Source organism: Isoptericola sp. NPDC056573 (genome assembly GCF_042793335.1).
GTDB lineage: Bacteria > Actinomycetota > Actinomycetes > Actinomycetales > Cellulomonadaceae > Isoptericola.
This window is the reverse complement of record NZ_JBHTUY010000010.1, coordinates 83,826-109,804: the sequence shown is the minus strand read 5'-3', so window position 1 is coordinate 109,804 and position 25,979 is coordinate 83,826. Positions and strand designations below refer to the sequence as shown.

At 75.6% G+C, this 25,979-nt stretch carries 26 protein-coding genes; 4 read left to right on the top strand and 22 right to left on the bottom strand.

The window, feature by feature from the left end; all coding sequences use genetic code 11:
* Position 1: 1 nt before the first annotated feature.
* Positions 2 to 1,642, top strand: coding sequence for an AMP-binding protein (locus ACFQ8E_RS17295; protein WP_430551803.1), 1,641 nt, complete (start codon positions 2 to 4; stop codon positions 1,640 to 1,642).
* A gap of 66 nt (positions 1,643 to 1,708) precedes the next feature.
* Here ACFQ8E_RS17295 and ACFQ8E_RS17290 read toward each other — a convergent pair whose 3' ends face one another.
* The 9 genes from ACFQ8E_RS17290 to ACFQ8E_RS17250 form a co-directional block, all read right to left on the bottom strand.
* Complete coding sequence (locus ACFQ8E_RS17290) at positions 1,709 to 2,983, bottom strand: ABC transporter substrate-binding protein (protein ID WP_430551802.1); 1,275 nt, start codon at positions 2,981 to 2,983, stop codon at positions 1,709 to 1,711.
* Positions 2,984 to 2,988: 5 nt separating this feature from the next.
* A complete protein-coding gene (locus ACFQ8E_RS17285) occupies positions 2,989 to 4,164 on the bottom strand; it encodes a branched-chain amino acid ABC transporter permease (RefSeq protein ID WP_430551801.1) in 1,176 nt (391 codons plus the stop codon).
* Positions 4,161 to 5,039, bottom strand: coding sequence for a branched-chain amino acid ABC transporter permease (locus ACFQ8E_RS17280; protein ID WP_430551800.1), 879 nt, complete (start codon positions 5,037 to 5,039; stop codon positions 4,161 to 4,163). Before ACFQ8E_RS17280 ends, ACFQ8E_RS17285 begins: the two co-directional genes overlap by 4 nt.
* 67 nt (positions 5,040 to 5,106) lie before the next feature.
* Complete coding sequence (locus ACFQ8E_RS17275; protein WP_430551799.1) at positions 5,107 to 5,826, bottom strand: ABC transporter ATP-binding protein; 720 nt, start codon at positions 5,824 to 5,826, stop codon at positions 5,107 to 5,109.
* Positions 5,823 to 6,665 carry an ABC transporter ATP-binding protein gene (locus tag ACFQ8E_RS17270; protein WP_430551798.1) on the bottom strand — a complete coding sequence of 281 codons (843 nt, stop codon included), beginning with the start codon at positions 6,663 to 6,665 and terminating at the stop codon, positions 5,823 to 5,825. Before ACFQ8E_RS17270 ends, ACFQ8E_RS17275 begins: the two co-directional genes overlap by 4 nt.
* Before the next feature lie 128 nt (positions 6,666 to 6,793).
* A complete protein-coding gene (locus tag ACFQ8E_RS17265; protein ID WP_430551797.1) occupies positions 6,794 to 7,549 on the bottom strand; it encodes a glucose 1-dehydrogenase in 756 nt (251 codons plus the stop codon).
* Between the two features lie 117 nt (positions 7,550 to 7,666).
* Entirely contained in the window at positions 7,667 to 8,737 is a 1,071-nt protein-coding gene (locus tag ACFQ8E_RS17260; protein WP_430551796.1) for an NADPH:quinone oxidoreductase family protein, read from the bottom strand.
* Between the two features lie 60 nt (positions 8,738 to 8,797).
* Positions 8,798 to 9,382: a TetR/AcrR family transcriptional regulator gene (locus ACFQ8E_RS17255; protein WP_430551795.1), complete on the bottom strand. Its 585-nt coding sequence runs from the start codon at positions 9,380 to 9,382 to the stop codon at positions 8,798 to 8,800.
* Positions 9,383 to 9,393: 11 nt separating this feature from the next.
* A complete protein-coding gene (locus ACFQ8E_RS17250) occupies positions 9,394 to 10,167 on the bottom strand; it encodes an SDR family oxidoreductase (protein WP_430551794.1) in 774 nt (257 codons plus the stop codon).
* Between the two features lie 128 nt (positions 10,168 to 10,295).
* Between ACFQ8E_RS17250 and ACFQ8E_RS17245 the strand changes: the two genes are divergently transcribed.
* From ACFQ8E_RS17245 to ACFQ8E_RS17235, 3 genes are all read left to right on the top strand, one after another.
* The gene (locus ACFQ8E_RS17245) at positions 10,296 to 10,835 is read left to right on the top strand and encodes a YbhB/YbcL family Raf kinase inhibitor-like protein (protein WP_430551793.1); all 540 of its coding nucleotides are present in this window, start codon (positions 10,296 to 10,298) and stop codon (positions 10,833 to 10,835) included.
* Positions 10,832 to 11,428 carry a YbaK/EbsC family protein gene (locus ACFQ8E_RS17240; RefSeq protein WP_430551792.1) on the top strand — a complete coding sequence of 199 codons (597 nt, stop codon included), beginning with the start codon at positions 10,832 to 10,834 and terminating at the stop codon, positions 11,426 to 11,428. The genes ACFQ8E_RS17245 and ACFQ8E_RS17240 overlap by 4 nt, the downstream gene beginning before the upstream one ends.
* Positions 11,429 to 11,540: 112 nt before the next feature.
* A complete protein-coding gene (locus ACFQ8E_RS17235) occupies positions 11,541 to 13,214 on the top strand; it encodes a protein kinase (RefSeq protein ID WP_430551791.1) in 1,674 nt (557 codons plus the stop codon).
* A gap of 25 nt (positions 13,215 to 13,239) precedes the next feature.
* On the opposite strand, the gene ACFQ8E_RS17230 is transcribed toward ACFQ8E_RS17235, so the two are convergent.
* From ACFQ8E_RS17230 to ACFQ8E_RS17170, 13 genes are all read right to left on the bottom strand, one after another.
* A complete protein-coding gene (locus ACFQ8E_RS17230; RefSeq protein WP_430551790.1) occupies positions 13,240 to 13,884 on the bottom strand; it encodes a prepilin peptidase in 645 nt (214 codons plus the stop codon).
* A gap of 14 nt (positions 13,885 to 13,898) precedes the next feature.
* Complete coding sequence (locus ACFQ8E_RS17225) at positions 13,899 to 17,081, bottom strand: LysM peptidoglycan-binding domain-containing protein (RefSeq protein ID WP_430551789.1); 3,183 nt, start codon at positions 17,079 to 17,081, stop codon at positions 13,899 to 13,901.
* Positions 17,081 to 17,542 (bottom strand): TadE/TadG family type IV pilus assembly protein, encoded by a 462-nt coding sequence (locus ACFQ8E_RS17220; RefSeq protein ID WP_430551788.1) that lies wholly within the window; start codon positions 17,540 to 17,542, stop codon positions 17,081 to 17,083. Before ACFQ8E_RS17220 ends, ACFQ8E_RS17225 begins: the two co-directional genes overlap by 1 nt.
* A 3-nt stretch (positions 17,543 to 17,545) precedes the next feature.
* Positions 17,546 to 17,995 (bottom strand): TadE/TadG family type IV pilus assembly protein, encoded by a 450-nt coding sequence (locus ACFQ8E_RS17215; RefSeq protein WP_430551787.1) that lies wholly within the window; start codon positions 17,993 to 17,995, stop codon positions 17,546 to 17,548.
* Positions 17,992 to 18,387, bottom strand: coding sequence for a TadE/TadG family type IV pilus assembly protein (locus ACFQ8E_RS17210; protein WP_430551786.1), 396 nt, complete (start codon positions 18,385 to 18,387; stop codon positions 17,992 to 17,994). The genes ACFQ8E_RS17215 and ACFQ8E_RS17210 overlap by 4 nt, the downstream gene beginning before the upstream one ends.
* Positions 18,388 to 18,404: 17 nt before the next feature.
* Positions 18,405 to 18,605, bottom strand: coding sequence for a hypothetical protein (locus ACFQ8E_RS17205; RefSeq protein WP_430551785.1), 201 nt, complete (start codon positions 18,603 to 18,605; stop codon positions 18,405 to 18,407).
* A gap of 53 nt (positions 18,606 to 18,658) precedes the next feature.
* Positions 18,659 to 19,570, bottom strand: coding sequence for a hypothetical protein (locus tag ACFQ8E_RS17200; protein ID WP_430551784.1), 912 nt, complete (start codon positions 19,568 to 19,570; stop codon positions 18,659 to 18,661).
* A complete protein-coding gene (locus tag ACFQ8E_RS17195) occupies positions 19,567 to 20,433 on the bottom strand; it encodes a type II secretion system F family protein (protein ID WP_430551783.1) in 867 nt (288 codons plus the stop codon). The genes ACFQ8E_RS17200 and ACFQ8E_RS17195 overlap by 4 nt, the downstream gene beginning before the upstream one ends.
* The gene (locus ACFQ8E_RS17190; protein WP_430551782.1) at positions 20,430 to 22,175 is read right to left on the bottom strand and encodes a CpaF family protein; all 1,746 of its coding nucleotides are present in this window, start codon (positions 22,173 to 22,175) and stop codon (positions 20,430 to 20,432) included. Before ACFQ8E_RS17190 ends, ACFQ8E_RS17195 begins: the two co-directional genes overlap by 4 nt.
* A complete protein-coding gene (locus ACFQ8E_RS17185) occupies positions 22,172 to 22,966 on the bottom strand; it encodes a hypothetical protein (protein WP_430551781.1) in 795 nt (264 codons plus the stop codon). Before ACFQ8E_RS17185 ends, ACFQ8E_RS17190 begins: the two co-directional genes overlap by 4 nt.
* A 7-nt stretch (positions 22,967 to 22,973) precedes the next feature.
* The gene (locus tag ACFQ8E_RS17180; protein WP_430551780.1) at positions 22,974 to 23,657 is read right to left on the bottom strand and encodes an SAF domain-containing protein; all 684 of its coding nucleotides are present in this window, start codon (positions 23,655 to 23,657) and stop codon (positions 22,974 to 22,976) included.
* A 252-nt stretch (positions 23,658 to 23,909) separates the two neighbouring features.
* The gene (locus ACFQ8E_RS17175; RefSeq protein ID WP_430551779.1) at positions 23,910 to 24,962 is read right to left on the bottom strand and encodes a siderophore-interacting protein; all 1,053 of its coding nucleotides are present in this window, start codon (positions 24,960 to 24,962) and stop codon (positions 23,910 to 23,912) included.
* Between the two features lie 74 nt (positions 24,963 to 25,036).
* Positions 25,037 to 25,972 (bottom strand): universal stress protein, encoded by a 936-nt coding sequence (locus ACFQ8E_RS17170; RefSeq protein WP_430551778.1) that lies wholly within the window; start codon positions 25,970 to 25,972, stop codon positions 25,037 to 25,039.
* Between the last annotated feature and the right edge of the window lie 7 nt (positions 25,973 to 25,979).

Sequence of the window (25,979 nt, the reverse complement as noted above, 5' to 3'; positions counted from 1 at the left end):
CATGACCCCTAACCCTCCCCCCGGCGCGGAGCCGGCGAGCGCGGCGCCGCCCGGACCGCCCCGCCCCGACGACGCCGTCGAGGGCCCCGGCTTCGGCACGCTCTCCGCGGCGTCGCTGCTCGCGGAGACGGCCCGGCGGCACCCCGACTACCCCGCGCTGCACTTCGCCGGCACCACGACCACGTACGGCGACCTCTGGGACCAGACGCGCGCCTACGCGGGCGCTCTCGCGGCGCGCGGGATCACCCGCGGTTCCCGGGTCGCCATGGTGGTGCCCAACGTGCCCGACTTCGCGCGCGTGTACTACGCCGCGCTCGCGCTCGGCGCCGTCGTCGTCCCGATCCACCTGCTGTTCCGGTCGGGCGAGATCGAGTTCGTGCTGCGCGACAGCCGGGCCGACCTGGTGGTCGCGGCCGCGCCGCTGCTCGCGGAGGCGGTGCCCGCCGCCGAGCGCGCGGGGGTCCCCCTCGTCACCGTGCTCGCCCCGGCCACGGAGCAGGGCGGGCCCGCCCTCCCCCGGCTCGAGGACGAGGCGGCCGCGGCGACCCCGGTCGAGCGGCACACGGCGGTGCACCCGACGTCGGCCGCGACGATCCTCTACACGAGCGGGACGACCGGGCTGCCCAAGGGAGCCGTCGGCTCGCACCTCGCCGCCGTGGAGCAGGTGCACTGCTCGCTCATCGACTCCTTCGACCTGCGGCACGACGACGTCGTCTTCGGCGGGCTCCCGCTGTTCCACGCGTTCGGCCAGATGGCGGTGATGAACTGCGCGTTCCGCGTCGGGGCGTCGGTGGTGCTGCTGCCCCGGTTCGACCCGGACCAGGCGCTCGAGCTGCTCGTGGCGCACCGGGCCACGGTGTTCACGGCCGTGCCGACGATGTTCGTCGGGATGCTGGAGGCGGCCCGCCGCAGCGACGCCCGCCCGCCGCTGCGGTACGCCGTCTCGGGCGGCGCGGCGCTGCCGGTGAGCGTGCTCGAGGAGTTCGCCGCCGCGTACGGCGCCGAGGTGCACGAGGGGTACGGCCTCACGGAGACCTCGCCGAGCGTCTCGTTCAACACCGTCTTCGAGCCGATCCGGCCCGGCACGGTGGGCCGGCCGATGTGGGGCGTGGACGTGGCGATCGCTGACGCCGTCATCGACCACGAGGTGCACCTGCTGCCCGAGCCGGGCGCGCTCGGCGAGGTCGTGGTGCGCGGGCACAACCTGCTCAAGGGCTACCTGGGCCGGCCGGACGCGGACGCCGCGGCCGTCGTCGACGGCTGGTTCCGCACCGGCGACCTCGGCACCCTCGACGCCGACGGGATCCTCACGATCGTCGACCGCAAGAAGGACATGATCATCCGCAACGGGTACAACGTGTATCCCACCGAGGTGGAGGCGACGCTGGTGTCGCACCCCGACGTCGCGATGGCCGCCGTCTTCGGCGTCGCCGACCCGGTGCACGGGCAGGAGATCCACGCGGCCGTCGTGCCGGCGGACGGCAGTGCCGTCGACGCCGACGCCCTCGCCGCCTGGGTCCGCGACCGCGTGGCCGCGTTCAAGTACCCGCGCGTCGTGCACGTGGTGGACGAGCTCCCCCTCGGCCCCAGCGGCAAGATCCTCAAGCGCGAGCTGCCCGGCCGCTTCGCCCCCGTCCCCTGACAGGTGGTGAGCGCGAGACGGGGACTGTTCGTCGACGAACAGTCCCCGTTCTCGCGCTCACCACACCTACGAGGCGGGGATCCCGTCGTTGCGCAGCGGCACCGGCTGCGGCTCGACCTCGGTCACCTTCCCGCTCCCGACGGCGTAGGTCGCGCCGACGTAGTCCTGCACGCCGTCGGCCACGGTCGTGATGCCGACGCCGTCGAACGCGGAGTGGTCCTCCGGACCGAACATGAGCGGCAGGATGCCGTTGCCCTCGAGCCCGCCCGACTCGACGGCCTCGACCAGGCCCTCGCGCGTGGGCTCCTCGCCCGCGCGGGCCAGCGCCTCGGCGAACAGGTAGCCGACGCTCATGCCGTACACGGTGTTGCCGTCGAACCGCGCGCCGTCGTTGTACTCGTCGTTGATCTGCCGGAACAGCTCGACCCACTCGCCGTCCGGGCCGAAGGGCAGGTAGTTCGCGCTGACGAAGCCCTGCAGCAGGGCGGGCGCCACGTCCTCGCCCAGCAGCTCGACGAGCGTGGGGTAGTCGCCGCCCGACGACGACGCCAGCCAGCGCGGGCTCCAGCCCATCTTCGCGGCCGTGCCGACCGCGAGCGCCGTGAAGCCGTTGACCGTCGCGAGCAGGACGCTCTCGCACCCGGCGGCCTGCAGGGCGCCGATCTGCGCGGTGACGTCCTGGTTCGACGTCGAGTACGACTCGTGGGCGGTGACGCCGTCCGCGCCGAGGGCGAGCTCCACACCCTCGAGGAACTCCTCGCCGAAGTCGTCGTCCTGCCCGAAGACGCAGACCTTGCTGCCGGCGTGCTCGTCGGCGGTGTACTGCGCGAGCGCGGCACCCTCGACCACGTAGTCGGCGTTGAAGCCGAACGTGTTCGGGTGCCCCTCGGGGTCGTCCCACAGGGTGCTGCCGGAGGCGACGAAGAGGTCGGGCACGTCGTTCTGGTCGAGGTAGTCGAGCACGGACGCGTGCGTCGGCGTGCCGAGCCCGCCGAGCAGGGCGAACACCTGGTCCTCCTGCACGAGCTCACGGACCACGGTCTGGGTGTTCGCGGGGTTGTAGCCGTCGTCCTTGACCACGTACTCGATCGAGCGGCCGTGGACGCCGCCGTGGTCGTTGACGTACTCGAAGTAGGCCTTCGTGGCCGCCGAGATCGACGCGTACCCGGCGGCGGCCGGGCCCGTCAGCGGCTGGTGCGTGCCGACCGTGACGGTGTCGTCGCTGATGCCGGGGGCCGCGGCGGCCGGCGTGCTGCAGCCGGCGAGGGCCAGGCACGCGACGACGGACGCCGCGGCGACGCCGGCGGTGGTACCGGCGGTGGCGGTGCGGGGATTCCGCATGGGGGTCACCTCTCTGTGGGTTGTGGCAGGGTCGCGGGCGCATCGGTGCGGCCGCGACGTCGCGAGGGGAGGACGTGGGGTCGGCGGCGGGCCGCGGCGCGGGCGAGGCCGCCCGGCCAGGCCAGCGTCACGACGATCAGCAGGGCGCCGAAGACCAGCACGGCGAGGTTGCCGGACAGCCGCTGCTCGAGGTCCGCGGGGACGCCGACGGCGCCGGTGACGGTGTCGACGAGCCACGGCAGCAGCACGACGAGCGCGGCGCCGGCGGCCGCACCGCCGAGGCTGCCGAGCCCGCCCACGACCGCGGCCACGACGAGCAGCAGCGAGAACGCGAGGTCGTAGCGACCGGGGCCGACCGACTGCGTGACGAGGCACAGGACGGCGCCGCCGAGCCCGGCGGCGAGCGAGCTCGCGACGAACGCGCCCACCTTGACGCGCGCGGGCGACACTCCGGAGAGCCGGGCCGCGGTCTCGTCGCCGTGCACCGCCCGCATGCGCAGGCCCGCGTGGCCGGAGCGCAGCACGGCCAGCGGCGTGACGGCGAGCGCGGCCACGACGATCGCCACCCAGGCGTGCCACTGCTCCACGACGACGAGGCGGGACAGCACCTCGGGCACGCCCTCGAACGGGACCGCCAGGCCCTGGTCGCCGCCGAGCGCCGGCACCTGCGCCGTGAGGGCGGGCAGCGCGACGACCATGGCCAGCGTCAGCCCGGCCAGGTAGGGCCCGCGCAGGCGCGCGCCGGCCAGGCCGAGCAACCCGCCCACCGCGCCCGACGCGAGCAGCGCGCCGACCAGCCCCAGGACGACGCGCGCCGCGCCGGCCGTGCCGTCGCCGTCGAGACCGGCGCCGGCGACCGCGTTCACGGTGAGGGCGTAGCCGTAGCCGCCCGCCGCCATGAGCACGGCGTGACCGAGGGAGAGCTGGCCGGTGAGTCCCACGAGGAGCGTGAGGCCCGCCGTCGCGCAGAAGGTCGCGGCGACGACGGCGAGCTGGTAGTTGCGGTACGGGTCGAGCAGGAACGTGACGGCGACCGCCAGCAGGGTCAGCACGGCCGCACGCACCAGGATCCGCTGGGTGCGGGTGAGTCTCCGGGGAGCCTCAGGGGCGGGGCGCGGGACGGTGCGGCGTGCGTCGCGCACGGCGGCCTCCTCGGTCTCGGCGGGTCTCGTGGCGGTCATGCGGCACGCACCTGGGCGGTCGCGAAGATCCCGCCGGGCCGCACCAGCAGCACCAGCGTGAGCAGGGCGAGGACGGCGAGCGGGGCGACGCCGGCACCGAGGTACCCGGTGACGAGGCTGACGAGCACCCCCACCAGGACCCCGCCGACCAGGGCCCCGGTCGGCGAGTCGAGCCCGCCCAGGACGGCGACGGTGAACGCGTGGACGAAGAGCAGGTCGGCGGAGTGGGCGTTGAGGCCGAGCTCGGTGGGCACGAGCAGCAGGGCCGCGAGGGCCGCGACCGCGCCCGACAGCGCCCAGCCGAGGGTGACCATGCGCGGCACGCGCACGCCCAGCAGCCGGGAGACCTCGGGCGCCGCTGCCGACGCCCGCAGCTGCAGGCCCAGCGACGTGCCGTTGAACAGCCACGCCAGCAGCCCGACCACCGCCAGCGCCACGGTCAGCACGAACAGGTCGTACGGCGAGAGCAGGGGGACGCCGCCCACGACGAACGGGCGCTCGTCGAACGGCGCGGCCATCGGCCGGTGCCGGGGGCCGAAGGCGATCCCGAGCGCCGACTGCAGCACCATGACGAGCCCGATCGCGACGATCATCCCGGGCAGCGGGCTGCCCTGCGGCACGCGCCGCATCAGGCCGCGCTCCACCGCCGCGTTCAGCGCGGCCCCGGCGAGGAGCGCGGCGGCCAGCCCCGCCCAGAAGGACCCCGTCGCGCCGGTGACGGCGAACGCGGCGAAGACGGCGACGGTGGCGACGGCGGCCTGGGCGAAGTTCACGAGGCGGGCGGCGCGCCAGACGATCACGAGGGACAGCGCGAAGAGCGCGATGACGAGCCCCCGGGCGAGCCCGGTGGCGAGGAGGAAGACGAGTCGGTCCATGGGGAGCCTCTCTCGGAAGACGCAGGACGGGTGCCGGTCGGTGCCGGTCAGTGCCGGTCGGTGCCGGTCAGAAGCCCAGGTAGGCGTGGCGGAGGGCGGGGTCCCCGGCGAGCTCGGCGGCAGGGGCGTCGGCCACCACCGCCCCGAGGCTGAGCACGACGCCGCGGTCGGCGATCGACAGGGCGCTCGTGACGTTCTGCTCGGCGAGCAGCACCGTCAGGCCGGTCTCCCGCGCCGTGGCGCGCAGCACGCCCATGAGCTGCGCGACGACGCGCGGCGCGAGGCCGAGCGACGGCTCGTCGAGGAGCAGCACGCGCGGCCGGGCGAGCAGGGCGCGGCCGAGCGCCAGCATCTGACGCTCGCCCCCGGAGAGCTGGTGCCCGAGGCTCGCCCGGCGGCGCGCGAGCGGCTCGAACAGGTCGTAGGTGCGGGCGACCGCGGCGCGGCGTGCGGCACGCCCCGGGTGGCACCACAGGGCGCCGAGGTGGAGGTTCTCGTCCACGGTCAGCTCGGTCACGACGCTGCGCCCCTCGGGGACCTGGGCCAGCCCGCGGCGGGCGCGGTCCTCGACGCTCAGGGCGGTGAGGTCGGCGCCGTCGAGCAGGACCCGCCCCGCCCGCGGCGCCGTGAGGCCCGAGAGCGACCGCAGCAGGGTCGTCTTGCCGGCGCCGTTCGCCCCGAGCAGGGCGACGACCTCGCCCGGGGCGACGGCGAGCGCGAGGCCGTCCAGCACGGGCGCGCCGGCATAGCCCACGGTCAGGCCCTCGACGGCCAGGGCGGCGGTCACGCGGCCTCCAGCCCGAGGTAGGCCGCCTCGACGGCGGGGTCGGCGCGCACCTCGTCGGGCGTCCCGCTCGCGACGACTCGCCCGAAGTCGAGCACGACCACCCGGTCGGCCACGGCCATGACGAAGTCGACGTGGTGCTCGACCAGGAGCACCGCACAGCCGTCCGCCACGACGTCGCGCACGACGTCGGCGAGGGCGTCCACGTCGTCCGCCCCGAGGCCGCCGGCGGGCTCGTCGAGCAGCAGGAGGCGCGGGCGCGCCACGAGCGCGCGGGCGAGCGCCACCCGTTTGCGCACGGGGTAGGGCAGGGCGTCGACCGGGGTGCCGGCGGCACCGGTGAGGTCGAGCCGGGCGAGCGCGGCCGACGCGGCGTCGGCGGCGTCGGCGGCTCCGGCCACCGGTACCAGGACGTTCTCGAGCACCGTGAGCCCCGCGAAGAGGCCGAGGCCCTGGAGCGTGCGTGCGAGCCCGCGCTCGAGCAGCCGGGACGGGGACGCGGGCGCGGGGCGCCCGTCGAGGCGGATGTCACCCGCGGAGGGCCGCACCAGGCCGCACACCGCGTTGAAGACGGTGGTCTTGCCCGCGCCGTTCGGACCGATCAGGGCGACGGTCTCGGCGCCCTGACCGGCCTCCCCGTCGGCACGGGCGGACGGGTCGCCCACCGTGAGGTCGACGCCGTCGAGGGCGGTCAGGCCGCCGAAGGTCACGGTGAGGCCGGACACCTCCAGGCGCGGGTGGGCCGCGGGGGTGGTGGGTGCGGGGCCGGGAGCTCCAGGGCTGTGAGCGCCGAGGCCGGGAGCTCCCGGGCTGGGATCGGACGCGGGGATACGGCGGGACATCGGCACCTCTTCGTGTCGGGTGGTGCCACGCTAGCCGATAAACCGACTGGCCGGTATGCCCTGCCGAGACATTCTTCAGAATGTTGCAAGGCCGTGACGTCCGGCGCCCCGAAAAGGCGCCAGGACGCTCAGACGCCCGCGGTGAGCCCCCCGTCCACGACGAGCTCCGTGCCCGTGAGATACGCCGACGCGTCGCTCGCGAGGAACACCACGGCGCCCGCGACGTCGTCCGGCACGGCCGCACGGCCGATCGGGATCGGCACCGCGTCCGTGTCGATGCGCGTGGTCATCTCCGTGCGCACGAGGCCCGGGTGCACGGAGTTCACCCGGATCCCGTCGCGCCCCAGCTCGACCGCGAGCGACTTGGTCAGCCCGCGCACGCCGAACTTGGAGGCCACGTAGCCGTGCAGCCGCTCCCCGCCCCGCAGCCCCTCGACCGACGACACGTTCACGATCGACCCGCCGCCGGCCGCCTTCATCACCGGGACGACCGTGCGGCAGCCCAGGAACGTCCCGGTGAGGTTCACCGCGATCACGGCGTCCCACTTGGCCGTGGAGTAGTGCTCGATGGGGGCGGAGTTGGCGATGCCGGCGTTGTTCACCAGCACGTCCACGCCCCCGAACGCCTCGACCGTGGCCGCGACCGCCTCCGCCCAGCCCGCCTCGTCCGTCACGTCGAGGCGGACGTACCGCGCCCGGTCGCCGAGCCCGGTCGCGAGGGCCACGCCCTCGTCGTCGAGCACGTCCGCGACGACCACGGCGGCGCCCGCCGCGTGCAGGGCGCGGACGTACGCCGCGCCGAGGCCGCGGGCGCCGCCCGTGACGAGCGCGACCCGCCCCTCGAGCGGGCGGTCGGGGGCGGTCGGGACGGCACGAGCGGACATGGGGTTCCTCCGGGTCGGGTGCGAGGGAGAGCGGCCTTCCGGCCCGCGATCCGTGGCGGCATCCGGTCGGTTGCCGCGACGGGTCGCGTGCTGGAAGGCCTCGGGGTGGGGGTTCCGTCAGTCGGCGACGCGGACGACGAGACGGCCGGTCGTGGTGCCGCCGGCGAGGCGTTGCACGGCGGCGGGGGCGTCCTCGAAGGGCACGACGTCGGCGACGACGGGCCGCACGGCGCCCTCGGCGGCGAGGCGCGCGAGGGCGTCGTGCGCCGCGTCGACCAGCTCGGGGCGGCGCTGCTGGTAGAGCGCCCAGTGCAGGCCGAGCACGTCGTAGTTCTTCACGAGGGCGTGGTTGGCGCGCACCCGGGGGACGTCCCCGCTCGCGAAGCCGACGACGACGATCCGCCCCTCGAAGGCGATGCACCGCGTCGACTGCTCGAACGCCGTGCCCCCGACCGGGTCGACGACCACGTCGGCGCCCGCGCCACCGGTGAGCTCCTTGACCTGGGCGGCGAGGTCGGCGCCGCGCACGAGGACGTGGTGCGCGCCGGCGGCCGTCGCGACGGCCGCCTTCGCCGGGCTGCCCACGACGGCGATCACCCGGGCACCCGCCGCGACCCCGAGCTGCACCGCCGCGGTCCCGACACCGCCGGCCGCGGCGTGCACCAGCAGGTGCTCCCCCGGCCGGATCCGGGCCTTGCGGTGCAGCGCGAACCACGCCGTCTGGTAGGCGATCGTCAGCGCGGCCGCCTCGGGGTCGCCCAGCCCCTCGGGTGCCGGGCGCACCGCGGCGGCGGGCAGCACCGCCAGCTCGGACAGCACACCGATGGCGGAGCCCACGACCCGCACGCCCGGCGCCAGGCCGCGGTCGCCGGCCGCGACCCCCTCGCCGAGCGCCACGACGTCGCCGCACAGCTCGATCCCGGGCACGAACGGCGGCTCGGGCCGGACCTGGTACTCGCCGCGGGCCAGCAGGACGTCGGGGAAGTTCACCGCCACGGCGCGCACCCGGACGAGCACCTCCCCCGACCCGGGCACGGGCGCGGGCACCTCGTCGAGCCGCAGCACGTCCGTGGGCTCGCCGGGGCCGGTCACCCGCCAGGCGCGCATCGTCGGCGCCGCCTCGCGGAGTCCTGGCCCGGTGGCCTTCGTGCGGGAACGGGCGGGGGTCGTGCCGGGCAGCGTCGTCATCGTCGCTCTCGTCTCGTCGGTGTCGTGCCCGCCCGGTCGTCGGCGCCGCGGCAGGCGTGGTCAGGCCGCGGGGGTCCGGATCCCGCGCAGGAAGAGCTCGGTGAGCTGGTGGGCCACCTCGGACTTGGTCTCGGGGCCCTCGGGCGAGTACCAGTGCGACAGGTAGTGCACGTCGCTGAAGAAGTGCGCCACCAGCAGCGGCCGCGGCACGTCGGTGCGGAAGACTCCCTCGTCCTGGCCGCGCCGCAGGAGCCCCGCGAACTCGTCGTGGTACTCGCGCCGCCGCTGCGTGACCTCCTTGAGCCGCGGCTCGGTGAGCATGTGCATGCTGCGGAAGAAGACGGTGCCCTCCGGGAGGAAGTCGATCGACGTCTCGACGACGTCGACGCACACGGCCCGGACGACGTCCTCGACCGGCCCGCCCGCGGCGACGATCTCGTCGAGGTGGGCCTTCTGCAGCGCCAGCATGCGGTCGTAGACGGCGAACAGCAGGTCGTCCTTGGACTGGAAGTAGTGGTACATGGCGCCCTTGGTGACGCCCGCGGCCTCGACGATCTGCTGCACGCTGGTGGTGGCGTACCCCTGCGTGGCGAACAGGTCCAGGGCGGCCGCGGTGACCCGGTCGGCGACGTTCGTGCTCTTCATGTCCCCATCCTTCACCCGACGGGCGCGATGCTCGCGCCGCCGTCGATCCGGAGCGTCTGGCCGGTCACCCACGCCGCGTCGTCCGAGAGCAGGAAGGCGACCGGGCCGGCGACGTCGTCGGGCTCGCCGAGCCGCGCGAGGGGGTAGCGCTCGACCACGCGCTCCTCGTGCCCCTCGTAGAGCGCGCGGGAGAACCGCGTCCTCACGACGGCCGGCGCGACGGCGTTGACCCGGATCGCGGGCGCCAGCTCCTGGGCGAGCTGCTGCGTGAGGTTGATGAGGGCGGCCTTGGACGCGCCGTAGAAGGCGATGTTCGGGCTGGACGACGTCCCGGAGATCGACGCGACGTTCACGACCGACCGGATCGGCCCGCCGGCGACGGCGTCGCGGGTCCACTCGAGCGCGGACACGACGTTGACCTCGAGGATCTTGCGCGCGACGCCCGGGTCCACCTCGAGCGCGGGCCCCCACGCCGGGTTGATGCCCGCGTTGTTGACGAGGTGGTCCAGGCGCCCGTGACGCGCGGCGACGTGGGCGAGGACGGCCCCGCGGTGTTCGGGGTCGTCCACGCGGCCCGCCACCCCCGAGGCGCGCTCGGGCCCGAGGGCCGCGACGGCCTCGTCGAGCGCCTCCTGCTTGCGCCCGGTGACGACGACCGCGCAGCCCTCGTCCACGAGGCGCCGGGCGACGGCCAGCCCGATGCCCCGGCTGCCACCGGTGACCAGCGCGACCCTGCCGGTGAACCTGCCCGTGGAGCTGCCCGTGGAGCTGTCGACCGAACCCACCATCGCCTCCTCGCGACCTCCGTCGACGACCGAACGTACCGTCCAGTCGGTTTGCGCGAGCACCGTACCACGGCGCGCCCGCGTTGCGTCCTGGCCAGCACCGCGGGCGGTCGGGCAGCATGACCCCCATGACTGGCCAGGACTTCGATCGACCGCTGCCCCCGGACCCGTACTCGCTGCTCCCCGTCCCGGCGACGTTCACGCTCAAGAGCGCCGACGTCACCGACGGCGAGCCGCTCGCCGTCGACTTCAGCGTCGACGGCGCCGACGAGTCGCCCCACCTCGCGTGGTCGGGCGCGCCGGCCGCGACGCGGTCGTTCGTGGTGAGCTGCTTCGACCCGGACGCCCCCACGCCGTCGGGCTACTGGCACTGGACCGCCGTCGACGTCCCCGCGGACGTGACCTCGCTGGAGCGCGGCGCGGGCGCCGTGGGCGGGGCAGCCCTCCCCGCCGGGGCGTTCCACGTGCCGAGCGACGGCGGGCGGCTCGGCTTCGAGGGCGCCGGCCCGCCGCCCGGCGACCACCCGCACCGCTACGTCTTCGCGGTGCACGCGCTCGACGTCCCGTCGCTCGGCCTGTCCGAGGCGAACAGCGCGGTGCACGTCGCGTTCAACGTCTACTTCCACGTCATCGCGCGCGCCACGCTCACGACGACCTTCCGCCGGTGAGCGGCGCGACGACGCCCGGGCCGCGACCGGGACTCCCGACGCTCGGCGACCTGACGTGGGCGCCCGCGCTCGACCGCCCCGACCTGCTCGCGCCGCCCGTCGCCGACGCGCTGCGCGCCTGGGCCGCGCGGGACGACCGCGTCGGCGGGTCGGTCGCCGTCACCGAGATCGACCCCGACCACGCGGACACGGCCACGCTGAACGACCAGCACGGCCTGCCGCCCGAGGCCTCCGCCAACTGCGTCGTCGTCGCGGGCCGGCGCGGCGACGTCGAGCGGGTCGCCGCGTGCGTCGTCACCGCGGCCACGTTCGCCGACGTCAACACGCGCGTGCGCAAGCTGCTCGACGCCCGCAAGGCGTCGTTCCTGCCCACGGACCGCGCGACCAGCGAGTCCGGGATGGAGTACGGCGGCATCACCCCGGTGGGCCTGCCCGCCGGGTGGCGGGTGCTCGTCGACTCCCGTTTCGCCGCGCCGGGTGCGCTCGCGCTCATGGGCTCCGGGGTGCGGCGGTCCAAGCTGCTCATGCCCGGCGAGCTCCTCTGCGCGATGCCGGGCGTCGAGGTCGTCGACGGGCTCGGCGTCTCCCGGTGACCGCCCGCTGACGGCGTCTCAGATGCCGGTGCGTCGGATGCCTCGTTGGTAGGATCGCCAGCTGCCCCGGGCCGCACCGGAACGCCCTCGACCACACTCCTGGAGAGCTCCCTTGTCGCAGCACCGGACGGACGACGCGGCCCTGCCGGACGGCGTCCGGCCGCTGACCGCGGACGATCCCCAGGAGCTCGGCGGGCACCGTCTCCTGGGCCGGATCGGGCGCGGCGGCATGGGCATGGTCTACCTCGCCACGATGCGCAGCGGCCGGCGCCTGGCGATCAAGGTGATCCGCGACGAGTATGCCGAGGACCCCGAGTTCCGCGCCCGGTTCGAGCGCGAGATCACGGCGGCGCTCCGCGTGCGCGGCCCGTTCCTCGCGGCCCTCATCGACGCCGACCTCACGTCGGCGACGCCGTGGCTCGCCACCGAGTACGTCCCCGGCCCGACGCTCGCGCACCGCGTGACGCAGGGCGGCCCGCTGCCGGTGGCCGAGGTCCGCGCGCTCGTGGGCCACGTGGCCGAGGCCCTGTACGCCGTGCACCGCGCCGGTCTGGTGCACCGCGACGTCAAGCCGGACAACGTCCTCCTCGGCCCGGACGGCCCGTGCGTCATCGACCTCGGCATCGCCCAGACGGCCGACGCGACGGCGCTCACGCGCGCGGGGTCGCCGCTCGGCACCCCCGTCTTCATGGCGCCCGAGCAGGCCCGCGGCGAGGACGTCTCCCCCGCGACCGACGTGTGGGCGCTCGGCGGGGTGGCCCTCTTCGCCGCCACGGGGCGCCGCCCGTTCGGTCAGGGGCGGCCGGACCTCATGTACTACCGGGTCGTCCACGAGGACCCGCAGCTGGAGGGGTGCCCGGAGGAGCTCCTGCCGTTCGTCCGGGCCTGCCTCGACAAGGACCCGGACCGACGGCCCCGCGTGCGCGAGATCCTCGACGCCCAGCCCGACCTGCCCGGGCCGGCCGCGCCGCCGACGTCGGCCGCGGCGGCCGCCGACCAGGGGACCGTCGCCCCCGCCGCACCGCCCGCGCTCCCCGGGCCCGCCGAGACCGCGGCGTCTGCGGTGCCTGCCGTGCCTGCCGTGCCTGCCGTGCCTGCCGTGGCCGACGTCCCCCTCGCGGCACCGGCTCCGGTCGTCGACGAGTGGTCCAGCACGGCGGACACGTTCGTCCCCGGCGGAGCCGCCCCGCAGCCGCCGGAGGAGCCCCCGGCCGCCCCGCCCGCCCGCCGCCGCGGCCTCGTCCTCGCCGTCGTCGCCGCCGTCGTGCTGGCCGGGGCCGCCACCGGGGCCGCCCTGCTCCTGCGGGACGACGAGGTGTCGCCCCCCGAGTCCCCCCGCGCGACGGCGTCCGAGGCCGCGATCGACACCTGCCTCGTCGGGCGGTGGACGCAGACGTCCATGAGCGACACCTGGGAGCAGCCCGAGCTCGGGGAGCCCGTCGATGTCACCGGGTGGGACGGGCGCGTGCTCGAGTTCCGCGCGGACGGCACGGAGATCGCCCGGTTCGACGACGCCGACCCGCTGCGCGGCACCCACTCCACCCTGGGCGAGATCGTCCAGACCTGGAGCGGCACCGCGACGTTCCACGTCACGACGACGGACGGCGTCCTGCACGTCGAGGACGTGGACTACTCCGACGTCACCGTCAAGGACGAGGTGGCCGGGACGGCGCAGAGCAGCCGGCCCGTGTCCGTGCCGGGCGCCGACGTCGAGTACGAGTGCGACGACGCCACCATGACGCAGCACGGGGGCACCTACGAGGCGTCGTTCGACCGCCTGGGCTGAGGCGCCTCCCAGCTCGCCGTCGCCGTCAGGCGGGGACGAGGAGCGCCACCGCGACGCCCGCGACGAGCGCGGGGCCGTACGCGAGGTGGGCCTTGCGTCCCGCCCCGCGCGCCAGGAGCGCCACCGCCATGAGCGCCGCCACCACGCAGGTGGCGACCAGGGCCGTCACCACGCCCGACACGCCGAGCGGGCCGACGACCAGGCCGGTGACGACCGCGAGCTTGACGTCCCCCAGCCCCATGCTGAAGAACGCCATCACCGCGAACAGGATCCCGAGCACGAGCGCGCCGCCGAGCGCCCGGCCGAGGACGCCCCAGTCGCCGGCGACCACGGCGGGCACGGCGACCGCGAGCGCGACCGCCGGTCCCCACACGCGGGTCACGGCGTCCGGGACGCGGTGCACGTCCAGGTCGATCCACACGAGCACGGCCCCGCCGACCAGGTACACCCCGGCAGCGGCCGTGAGCGGCCACGGCTCGAAGCCCGCGACCGCGCCGCCCGCGGCCGCCATCGGCACCACCGCCCACGTGCGCTCGAGACGGGAGCGCGGCTCGTCGGTGTCGTACCGGTACGTCCCCGTCCGCAGCCACCGCCACAGCACGACGCCGGCGAGCAGCCCGACGGCCGCCCCCACGAGGACCCCGGCCGGTGCGGGCGCGACCAGGGGCACGTCCGTCAGGGCGCTCAGAGCGCGCCGGCCATGAGGCCGTCGAACTCGGAGCCGGGATGCCGGAGCGCTGCGAGGAGCTGCGCCGTCCGCGGCGTCAGGTCGCCGCCGAGCGACTCGGTCGCGGTCAGCAGGCCCTGCACCGCGGCGGTCTCGGACGCCGCGTCACGGCTCTCGTGGGCGGCGAGCACCCGCAGGCGCCACAGCGCCTCGTGCGTGGGCTCCGCACGCAGCCCGACGCCCACCGCCTGCTCCGCGGCGCGCCAACGCCCTTCGAGCACCCGCCGGCGGGCCGCCTCGCAGGCGACGTCCACGACGCGCGCCGACAGCCGCTGGCGGTCCGGCTCCGCCCAGGCGTACCGGCCGGGCCGAGCACCCGCGAACGGGGCGCCGCGCACCAGCTCCAGCGCCCGCTCCAGGTCCTCGGTCGCCGCGGAGGTCACGTCGTCGCCCACGAGGGTCTCCCACGACCGGAGGTCGGAGCCCACGTCGTGCAGCGTGAGGCGGCCGCCCGACGCATCGCGGGGCAGCCGTTCCCCGCCGTCGGACGCCGGCCCGAGCCACCGTCGCAGCCGCGCGACGGCGGTGGACAGCGCGCCCGCGCGCGCCGCCTCGGCCAGGCCCGGCCAGAGCGCGGCACCCGCCTCCGCGGCGGTCGCTCCGGGGCGCAGGGCCAGGAAGGCCGCGAGCTCCTGCAGACGCGGCCGCTCCGCCGGGTCGACGGGGCCGTCCGCGCCCTCCAGGGACACGGCGCCGAGCACGCGGACCCGCGGAGACGCCCCGGCCGGCTCGCGCGCCGCGACGTGCGTCACGTCGCCGTCGGTGCCGTCGAGGTCGCCGTCCACCACGACGTCGTCGACCGGGACGATCGCCTCCACCTCGGCGAGCGACGGTTCCCGCACGTGCGTCGGGTCGCCGGCGGGCTCGGCGCTCGCCACCGCGACGAGCTCCCGCAGCGGCGCGAACCGCCCCGCGGCGAGCCGCTGGGGCCGGAGCTCCATGCCGGCGGGCGCGAGCTGCGCCCGCGCCGCCCCCGGCCCGACCTGGAGGCTCCAGCCGGGCTCGCCGCCGAGGGCCGACGGCGCGGCCCCGTGCACGATGCTCGCCACAGCGATCCGAGGGCCGTCGTCGACCAGGGCCGCGAGGCGGGCACGCTCGGGCTCGGGCACCGACGCGCCGAGCACGACGACCTCCGGGCTCCAGGTGTCGGGGGCGAGCCCGGCGGCGCGGGCCGCGCCGACGCTCGTCACGCCGGACAGCGCCAGGGCCCGGCGGTCCGCCTCCGCGCGCCGGCTCAGCTCCTGCCGCAGGGCGCCGACGTGGTCGTGCCGGCGGACACGACCGGTGCGCAGCGTCCCCTCCAGCTCGACGAGGGCGTCCGCGAGTCGGTCGCCCGGCGCGCCGACGAGGTTGACCTGCAGGTCGTCGGCCCAGGCGGAGGTGGCCAGCTCGACGACGAGCGCCGCCACGACCTCGCCGGCGTCCTGCGCGGCCCCCGTCACGGCGAGGGTCCCCACCGTCTCGAGGTTGAGCAGCACGTGGCACGGGCCCTCGTCGTGGCCGAGGGTCACGAGCGCCGGGTAGGGCGCGGGGACGGCGGCGAGACCACCGCCGTACGTCTCCTCGAGGCGACGCACGCCCGCGCGGTCGAGGGACCACACCGTGCCCGTCGGGTCCGCCGACCACGGGGCGGCGAGCTCGGCGGGGGCGGCGAGGTAGAGGTCGACCGCCGCCTCGCCGAGCCGGACGGCCCGCAGCACGGGCAGCGGGCGCCGGGCGTCCGCGCACTGGCGGGCCAGGGCCCGCAGGGCGAGGTCGACCCGCGCGACCGACAGCGGGTCGGCGAGCGAGCGCGAGTCCTGCTCGAACGCCGCGGCCTCCCCCGACGGCAGCGGCGTGCGCTGTCCGGGCAGCCGCCGCCGCTGCTGCTCCCGGCGACGGCGCGCGACCAGCGCGACGACGCCGGCGGCGAGCAGCGCGCCCAGGCCCGCCCCGCCCGCGACGCGCCACGGCGCCTGGACGCCCAGGTCCGCGTCCGGCGCGGGGGTGGCCGCCTCCTGCGCCGCAATCGTCGGGGCCGTGTCGGGAGCGGCCTCGGGAGCGGCCTCGTGGACGGCGTCGACGGCGGGCGCGGCGGCCGGCTCGACCGCCTCCGCGGCCCGCTCCTCGACGGCCGGCGCCGTCGTGGCGGACTCCCCGGCCCCCGGCACCTGGAGGGTCCAGCCCGGCAGGATCAGGTCGGGGTCGGTCAGGCGCGCGCCTCCCGGCTGCGCGACGTCGCGCGACGCCTCGAAGATCTCCGGGTACCGGTCCGCGTCACCCAGCTCCTGCGCCGCGATCTGCGAGAGGTTGTCGCCGGCCTCGACGACCACCGTGCCGGCCTTCCCGTCCTGCGCCGACTCCGGCGCGCCGTCCTGCGCCTGCGGCGCGGGGACGGTCAGCACCCAGCCGGGGGTGAGGAAGTCGGGGCGGTCGGCGAGCGTGCCGGCGTTGAGCGCGACGATCTCGCGGAACCGCTGACCGTCGCCCAGGTAGTGCTCGGCCAGGGACCACAGCGAGTCGCCGTGCTCGACGGTGTGCTGGACGGTCCGCGCGGCCTCCTCGTGGTGCGCGGCCTGGTCGACCGGTGCCTGCTCGGCGGCGACCTGGGCCCGCGCCTCGCGGATGAGGTCGGACGAGATCGGGGCCGCCCCGGCCCCCTGCCCGGCGGACTGCGACGCCAGCGCGGCGTCGAGGGCCAGCTCCCCCACCCCGGCGCTCTGGCCGGGCACGGCCTGCTGTACGGAGACGACCGCGACGACGTCCTGCGGCGCCCCGGCCGAGCCGCCCTCCAGGGCCGTCGCCGTCGTCGCCACCGGCACCGTGGTGAAGAGCAGCAGGGCGGCCGCCACGAGCCCGCGGGCCGCGTTCTGCGGCAGCCGCAGGCCCACGAGCCGCGGGGCGCGCACCCCGCGGAGCTGCGCCACGAGCTCGACGACGATGCTCACCGCGAGGAACACCCACGCCACCCACGCCGCCGCCTGGAGCAGCAGCATGAGCAGGGAGCCGTCGTCCGGCGACGTGAGCATCGACAGGAGGGTGTCGGGCGAGAGCAGCCCGTCTTCGAGGGGGTTCGCCCCGACCGCCAGGAGCAGGTACGGCACCCCCACGGTGACGCCGACGAGGAGCAGCAGGGCCAGGAGCCCCTTGAGGCGGCGCATCACTGCTCCACCCCCTCGAAGGCCCGGACCACGCGCGCCTCGCCCTCGCCGGACACCGGCATCGCGCGGATCCCGATGATGCCCAGGAACTTGGGCTGGTAGGAGTCGGTGGTGTTCACGACCACCAGGTCACCGGCTACGGCGACGTTGGTGACCACGACCCCGGTCGTGCTGGCGTACGAGCGCGCGGCCGCCCCCGCCGCGGCAGGGTCGATCGAGACCCCCGTGCCGCGCAGCGCGTCCGACGCCACCACCGCCTGCCCGCCCGCCCGCGCCGCCTGCTGCGCGACGTCGCGCGCGTGCTGCTGGGCGAGCACCTGGCCCGAGAGGTCGACGGCCATCCCGACGACGACGATCATGACGAACGCGCCGAGCGCGAGCCAGATGGAGACCGAGCCACGCTCGGCGGTGCGGCTCGTGCGTCGCGCGCGCAGGCGCCGGGGGACGGTCCTGGCGGGCATGCTTCAGCGCTCCCGGTAGGTGTCGATCGGGCTGTCCATGGTCTTGGCGATCCGGATCGTCCCCGGGAGGCCGGGGACGGCGAGGTCGCCGACGCCGACGTCGCAGGTCACGGTCGCCGAGACGCTCGAGGCGACGCCGACGGCGTTCCCGAAGCCGTTCGTGTTCACCGCGACCTGCGGGGCGCAGTGCAGCCCCTTCTCGTCGAGGCTGCGCCGCGCGGCCGCGACGGCGCCGGCCTCCGCCTCCGCCTGGGTCCGCGCGATCGACGCGGACCGGGCGGCCTCGGTGGCGGCCGCCTCGACGGACTGGCCGGCGAGCGCCACGCGGCCGCCCGCGAACACCAGGCCCATGATCAGCAGGAAGGCGGGGACGCCGACCGCGGCCTCGATGGCCGCGGACCCGCGCTCGCCGTCCTGCATCCGACGGCGCAGGGCGCGCGCCAGCCGGGTCATCCGGTGAGCCTCTCGACGGGCAGGCTCGCGGACTGCGAGATCTCCGGGTTCCACAGGGGGACGATCGACTGGGCGCTCACGCGCACGGTGACCGTCACCTCGGTGGGCTCCGGCCGGACGGTGATCCCCCTGCCCGTCAGTCCGCCGCCGACGTCCGCCAGGTAGTCCGACGCCGCCGCCTCGCCCGCGCCCGCGGTGCCGTTCTCCGCCGCCGCCGCGCGCACGCCCTCCTGCGCGGCCGCGTACGCGACCGTGCGGGCCTGGTACCACAGCCCCGCCTGGATCCCCGCGAACATCAGGGTGAACAGGGCGGGCAGGAGGAAGACCATCTCGATGGTCGAGGACCCACGCTCGCGCGCCCCGCGGGCACGAGGCCCGCGGGGTCCCTGCACGTGCCTGGGCCGACGGGTCACTTGATCTTGGCCGACTCGCTGGTGACGTAGTTGGTGATGACGCCGACGACGATGGCGACGATCCCGATGACGGCCACGGCCCACAGGACCTTCTCGATGGTCTCCGAGCCGGTCTCGGGCTCGGTGGCGAGCTTGGTGCGGGCGCGGTCGGCGACGTTGACGCCGAAGGTGTGCAGGGTGGCGATGAGCTGGAGCATGGGTGTTCCTATCCGGGGAGGGAGGTGGTCGAGAGCACGTCGACGAGAGGGCGTCAGATGCCTCCCATCACGTTGAGGAGCGCCGGGGTCACGAGGATCACCATGAATACCACGCCCAGCAGCGACATGGGCATGTTGATCCGCTCGCTCACGGCGTTCGCCTTGCCGCGCTCCGCGTTGAGCATGGCCGCCCGCATGGCGGCGGACCGGGCACGCAGGTTGTCGTACACCTGCGAGCCCTCGCCGCTCATCCGCATCACGTCGGCCAGGTCGTCCAGCTCGGGCAGGCCGAGCTCGTCCGCCAGGTTCTGCAGGGCGTCCCACGGGGCGACGCCGTTCCAGCGGGAGCGCTGGAGCTCCTCGCCGATGCGGCGGAACACCCACGAGTCGCCGATCTCGGCGGCGCTCTCCATCGACTGCCGGGAGCCGGCGCCGGAGAGCCGCTCGAGCGCGACCAGGTCGATGTAGGCGCTCAGGGCGCGCGCGAAGTCCGTGCGGGCGTGCTTCGCCTCGGTCCGCACGTCGATGTCCGGCGACACGAACAGCACGACGCCGAGCCCGAGCGACGCGACGGCCGGGATCGTGAACGGCAGGGCGGGCCCGCCCGCGACGGCCAGCATGAGTGTCAGCACGGGCGGGATGACGAGGCCGACGACGCCGTACAGCACCTTCTTGCCGTAGTAGCGGTGCACCGGGATGCGCAGGAGCGCGAGCTCCTTGGTCGGCGTCCTGCCCCAGGCCGCGGCGGGGAACCGCTTGATCGCCCACACGCCGACGCGCTCGTAGCGGTCGCCCGCCACGAGGTCCGTCTGCAGGGTGGCGCGTTCCTTCGCCGCCTCCTGCGAATAGCGGCGCACGACGTCGGTGACGTCCGGGCGGCTCGGGGCCAGGCGCCACACGAGCAGCCCGATCCCGAGGCCCACCAGCGCGCCGCCCAGCAGCGCGATCTGCAGCCCGGTGGTCATGACCGCGCCCCCTCACGGGCGCGCTCGCCCATGAACCGCGGCAGCGCCTCGCCCTTGGACATCCGCCGCATCATGACGAGCAGGCCGACGTACGCGGCGAGGTAGGCCGTGATGAGGACCTGCCCCAGCGGCGAGGAGTACGGGGCGATGTAGTCGCCCGTGAAGGCCAGCACGAGGAGCACGCCGGCGGTGATGATGGTGACCCAGCGCGCGGTGGCGCGGGGCTTGGCACGCTCCGCCTCGATCTCGCGGCGCGCGCGCACGTCGTCGGCCACCGACTGCGCCAACGACTCCAGCACGGACGCCAGACCGGCGCCGCGGCGGCCCGCGCCGAGGATGAGGGTGGCCGCCACGACGTCGCCCGTCGCGTCGTCGAGCTCGTCGCCGAACGCCCGCACCGCCGCGACGGTGCCCCAGCGGGCGCGCAGGCGGGCCACGAGGTTGGTCACCTCGGGCCGGATCTCCTCGGGCGCCGACCGCAGCGACATGCGGATGGCCTCCTCGAGGCCGACGCCCACGGTGAGCACGCCGGCCAGGCTGCGGGTCCACTCCTCGAGCGCCTCGAGCCGGCGGATGGTCTGGCCCGAGCTGCCGGCGCTGAGCAGCACCGGCAGCCCGATGCCGGCGACCGGGCCGAGCACGACGGCCACGATCCACCCCGTGATCGCGTAGACCACGATGCCGCCGACCAGGCCCGCCGCCGCGAGGATCTTCGTCTGCCGGTCCACCGCGGCGAGCCTGCCGGCCAGGCGTTGACGACGCGGGGCGGCGTCGTCGACCGGCACGCGACGCACGCCCACCACGACGCCGATCACACCGGCGACGAGGAGCGCGCCGCCGAGGGCGGGCAGCAGGGCCGTCATCGCAGGCCACCCTGCTGGGCGCCCTCGACCAGGTAGGACGTGAGGTCGAAGCCGAATCGCTCGAGGTCGCGCAGCTCCTCCGGCATCGTGCCCGGGACGGCGGGCCCGCCCTGCGGGTTCGGCGTGAAGACGTGCGTCGTCGCGTACCCGACCGCCTCCTCGCCCGGGGCGATGTGCACGATCTCCGACACCCACCGGTCGCGCTGCCAGCGGGTCCCGGTCGCGTCGAGGGGGCGGGTCTGCAGCCCGACCTGGACGACGAGGTCGACGGTCTCGGCGAGCTTCGACGTCGCCAGCTCGCGTGTGACGTGCGGGCCGGCCTCCATGGCACAGGTGACGAGCTTGCGGATCGCGCCCGAGCCGTTCGCGGCGTGGGTCGTGGAGATGGATCCGGCGCCCGACTCCATCGCCTTGATCATCGCCCAGACCTCCTTGCCGCGGACCTCACCGACGATCTGCCGCGACAGGTTGAACCGGAACGAGTTGTAGATGGCCTCGTCGAGCGTGAACTCGCCCGCCTGGCGCCCGTCGGCGCCGATCTCGCCGGAGCCGGGGCGTGCCTCCCAGGCGTGGACCACGTCGTGCACCTCGGGCAGCTCGTGCAGGTGGAGCTCGAACTCGGTCTCGAACGTGCCGATCTGCTCGTACCGCGGGATCTCCGCGCACAGCGCGCGCACGATCGTCGTCTTGCCGGCGCCCTGCGGCCCCGCGACGACGATCGACTTCTTCGCCCGGACGGCGGCACGCAGGAACGACGCCTGCACGGCCGACATCATCCCGAGCTCCACCAGCCGGTCGAGCCCGACCTTGCGCATCCGGTGCCGGCGGATCACGACCGACGTGTTCGCCGTGACCCACGACGCGGCCGCCAGACGGGAGCCGTCGTCGAGCCGCATGTGCAGGTGCGGGCTGGCCGGGGAGAAGCTGCGCGCGTTGGAGTCGGAGCGGGTCGCGATGAACGCGAGGTTCTCGCGCAGCTCCTGGTCGGAGTCCGCGACGGGCTCGACCTTCACGAGCTCGCCGGTGGTCTTCTCGACCCAGGCGTTGTCGTGCGGGCTGATGATGATGTTCTCGACGTCGTCCGCGTCGACCAGCGGCTGCAGCCGCCCGAGCCCGAACAGCGAGTCGTGGATCGCCTTGGCGAGCACGCGCTGGTGCTCGATGCTCCACGCCGCCCGCCCGTCGTGCAGGAGGTCCGCGGCGGCGTCGTCCAGGATCTCCTGGATGATCGCGCGCCCGAGCTCCCGCTCGGCCTCGAGGTCCTTGCCGCGGTCCTCGCCGAGCCGCTCGGCCAGCCGCGTCGAGGCCAGCCCGCGGAACTCCGCGACCTGCTTCCAGTCGACGCCCCTGGGCTGGGCGAGGAAGTCCGCCCGCCCGGTCGCACGGGTCGCGTCGTGGGCCGTCCCCTGGGTCGGCGTCTGGGGCGGCATCTGGGGCGGCATCTGGGGCGGCACGGTGCCGTTCGCCGGCATCGCACGCTGGGGTGCGACGGGGGCGGGGTGCCCGCCGGCCGGCCACGAGGACGGGACCGGTGCGGGCGGGGCGACGGGCGGGGCGACGGGCGCGGTCGGCGGGTGCGGCACGACGGGGGCGGCGGCGGGCCCGCGAGGGGTGGTCGACTCGTCGATCGGCCCGGCCAGCGCGTGCGCGGGGCGGCGCACCACGGTCTGCTCCGGGTCGTCCGACGTCGGGTACGCGGTGAAGATCGGCAGCGAGCTGGGGTCCGGCGGCGGCGTGCTCACAGGGCGCTCCTCTCCGCACCGAGGTCGAGCTGCTGGCGCGACCGGGTCACGCGCGAGCCGATGCTCTGCACGGCGGCGCGCACGGACTTGTTCAGGCCGGAGGTCGAGAACTTCTTGGGGCGCTTGGCCCCCAGCGAGTACACCTCGGCCGAGGCCGGGTCCCAGTCGAGGCCCGCGACGACCGGCACCTGCAGCACCTTGGCGACCTCTCCGCTGCCGTACGGCCTGCCGGGCCCGACGACGAGCGCGCCCAGGCTCTCGATCGCGCCGACGCCGGTGAACGCGTCGCGCAGGCTGTGCGCCCACGAGCTCGCGGCGACGAGGGCGGGCAACGAGCTGTGCGTCGTGAGCAGGGCCAGGTCCGCATGCGTGAGCAGCTTCGCCGGGGAGCCGACGAGGCCGAGGCGGCCGGCGTCGACGATCACGTCCTGGCCGTTGCTCTCCAGCGACCTGAAGACCGCCGACAGCGGCTCCCAGAGCTCGTCGAGCGCGCGCGACTGGAGGTGGTTCATGGCCCCGGCGAGGTACTGCACCTGGCTGTCGGGGAAGCTCATCAGCGCCCGCGGCAGGTCCTCGGCGAGGGTGCCCTGCCGATGCGAGACCGCCAGGTCCACGACGGTCGCGTCGGTGGGCATCTGGGCGCCGCCGAAGTAGCCGGCGGGCACGGCGCGCGCGCCGGTGGGGTCGGCGTCCACGAGGACGACGGGGCGGGGCCAGGACAGCGCCAGCGCCAGCGCGCTGGTGGTCACCCCGGGCGACCCGTTGGCGGACGTCAGGACGATCAGTGCCATGGGCCCGTCACTCCTGGCTGTCGACGACGATCGCGGCGCTGCCCTCGGCGGACGCCGACGCGACCTGCGGCGCGTCGTCCGCGGAAACCTGCACGTTGACCAGCGTGTTGCCGGTGACGGTGTCGGTCGTGACGCCGACGACGACGCCCTCGACGGCCGCGGGCTCCGCGGCGTCGCCGCCGCCCGCGGTGGTGGACACGATCCGTACGTCGTCGCCCGACCGCACCTGGCCGGCGGGCAGCATGGCGGCCGTGACGCTCACGCCCACCACCGAGTTCCCCGCGGACGGCACGGCCGCGTCGGTCACCTGCTCCGCGGTGACGACGCCCCCGGCGACGATGTCGAGCGCCGCGTGCTTGCCCACGACGGCCTCGGCGCTGCTCGCCGGCACCGCCTGCAGCGCGGGGTCCATCCCGATCCGCACGGTGACAAGGTCGTCGGCGTCGATGACCTGCCCGCGGTGGATCGTCTCGCGGACGGTGAGCACCTCCTGGCTGTTCGACATGGACTGGAAGGCGAACGCGCTCACGAGGGCGCCCACGCACACGAGCACGACGGAGAGCGCGATGAGCGCGGGGCGCCGACGCATCTTCGGCGGAGGCGCGATCTGACCCGCCGGTGCGCCGGCCGGGTCCGCGCTCCCTTGGCTGCGCGCCCGGGTGTTCTCCGGCACAGGCGTCGTCGTCGTCATGTCGTGAGGGCCTCTCGGTGCGGGTCAGAGCACGGCGTGCTCGACGGCGGCGTCGTCTCGCCACCGTGAGGAGTTCGGTGAGGTCGTCAGGCTCGGCCAGAGCATGCCAGCCGGATCGCACCCTCTAGATACCACGCCACCGCGATTGACCCAGCACATCGTCCGCCTCGCGAGACAAGACAGTACGTCTCGCGGACTGAGAATTTCGCGCTTATCGGACATCCCGCCGAAACGCGGCCGGCAGGTGCCGGATCAGCACTCCGCGCGGCCGCGGCGCCAGTAGCCCATGAAGGCGACGGCCTTGCGGTCGACGCCCTTCTCGGAGACGAGGTAGCGGCGCAGCGTCTTGATCGATCCGGCCTCGCCGGCGAGCCACGCGTAGAGCACTGTGTCCTGCGCGAGCGGCTGGCCGGTCGCGTCGACGGGCACCTCCCAGAGGATGTCCGCGTCGATGTCGACGTCGGGCAGCTCGCCGTCCAGGTCGACGCCCGCGGCGGTCAGTGCCGGGCCATCGACCTCCGCGGCCAGCAGCTCGGGAGCGGCCGGCGCGTCCGCCGACGGGCGCACGCCCATGGCGAGCAGCCGGTCCGCGGCCTCCTTCACGGCGGGCACGAGCACGTCGCCGTGCTCCCGGTCCTCGCGCGGCAGCCACGAGATCCGCACGCCGGCGGGCGCGGCCAGGGTCCAGCGGTCCTCGCGGTGCGGCACCTCGAGGAAGACCTCGCCGACGGCGTCCGCCGGCAGGGACTCGCAGATCGCGGCGATCGCCGGGACGGCGGTCTCGTCGCCGGCGAGGAGCAGGGCGTGGCTGCGGGCGGGCGGGTTGAACTCGAGCCCGCCGTGCGGCCCGTCCGTGTACGCGGCGTTGGGGCCCATGATGACGAGCGGGGCGCCCGGCTTCGCGCCGTTGGCCCAGCGGGAGGCGGGCCCGGTGTCGCCGTGCAGCACGATGTCGACGTCGACCTCGCGCAGGTCCTGCCGGACCGCGCGCACGGTGTAGGTGCGCAGCGGGTTGCGACGCTCCTCGGGCAGCGCGCGCCACGACGTGAACCAGTCCGGGTTCTGCCGGTCAAGGTACTCCCAGCCGCCGCAGGGCGCGGGGAGCAGGAACTTGATCCGCTGGTCCTTGCCGTTGTCGGCGAACCCGTCGAGGTCCTCGCCGGTGAACGTGATGCGGATGAACGACGGGCAGAGCCGGGTGACGCGCGAGACGGTGACGTCGAACATGCGGTACGGCTGCTCGGGGACGACGTCCTGCACGGCGGTCTGGTCGGCGCGCTCGGTCGCCTCGGCGGTCTCGGTCACGGTGGTAAGCCTAACCTCACCTCGCCAGGGGTCCGCAACCCCGGGTGACCGTCGTCACACGGCCGCGTCCGACGCTACGTCGCCGCCTCCACCGCGCCGGACGCACGCACGACGACGACCGGGCAGGCGGACGTCCGCACCAGGGTGTGCGTCGCGGAACCGAGCAGCAGCGACGTGAAGCCGCCGCGCCCCCGGGTGCCCAGCAGCAGCCGCTCGGCACCCTCCGCCTCGCGGTGCAGCACGCGCACCACCTGCCCCTCGCGCGTCTCGCCGAGCACCTCGAGCGCACCCTCGGACGCGCCGCGCTCCCGCAGCCGCTCCTCGACCCGGGCCAGGCCGCGCTGCAGCACCGGCCCGGCGTCGGCCTCGGTGATGTCGTGGGCCTCGTGCTCGGTGGGGCCGCGCGACGTCACCCACTCCGCCACCCCGGGCCGCCACACCACGACGACGCGGAGCGCGCGCCCCAGCCGCCACGCGGTGTCGACGGCGGCGTCGAGGGCCACGCCGGACTGCTCGGAGCCGTCGTAGCCGACGACGACCGGGGCGTCCGGCGGCAGGTCGGCCCGCGGGCCCTCGGCGGGCACGACCACCACGGGGCAGTGGGCGTGCGCCGTCACCTGCAGCACCACGGTGCCCCGGATCGCCTCGTACAGGCCGCCGTGCCGGGTGGCGCCCAGCACGAGGGCCCCGGCGTCGGCCGACATGCCCACGAGCGCCGCGGACGGGGAGGCGTACTCCACGAAGGTCTCGACGGTCGCGCCGGGGGCGATGTCGCGGGCGCGGGCGGCCGCCTCCTCGACGACGGGCCACGCCCCGCCGTCCCCCCGCTCCCCCAGGTCGTCGCCGTGCGGGCGCGCGGCCACCCCCGTGTCGTGGGCGTCGCGCACGTAGACGACGCGCAGGACGGCGCCGCGCGTGCGCGCCTCCCGCGCCGCCCAGGCGAGGGCGACGTCGGCAGGGTCCGACGCGTCGTAACCGATCACCACCGGAGCGGCCCCGTGCTCGTCCACCCCGCCA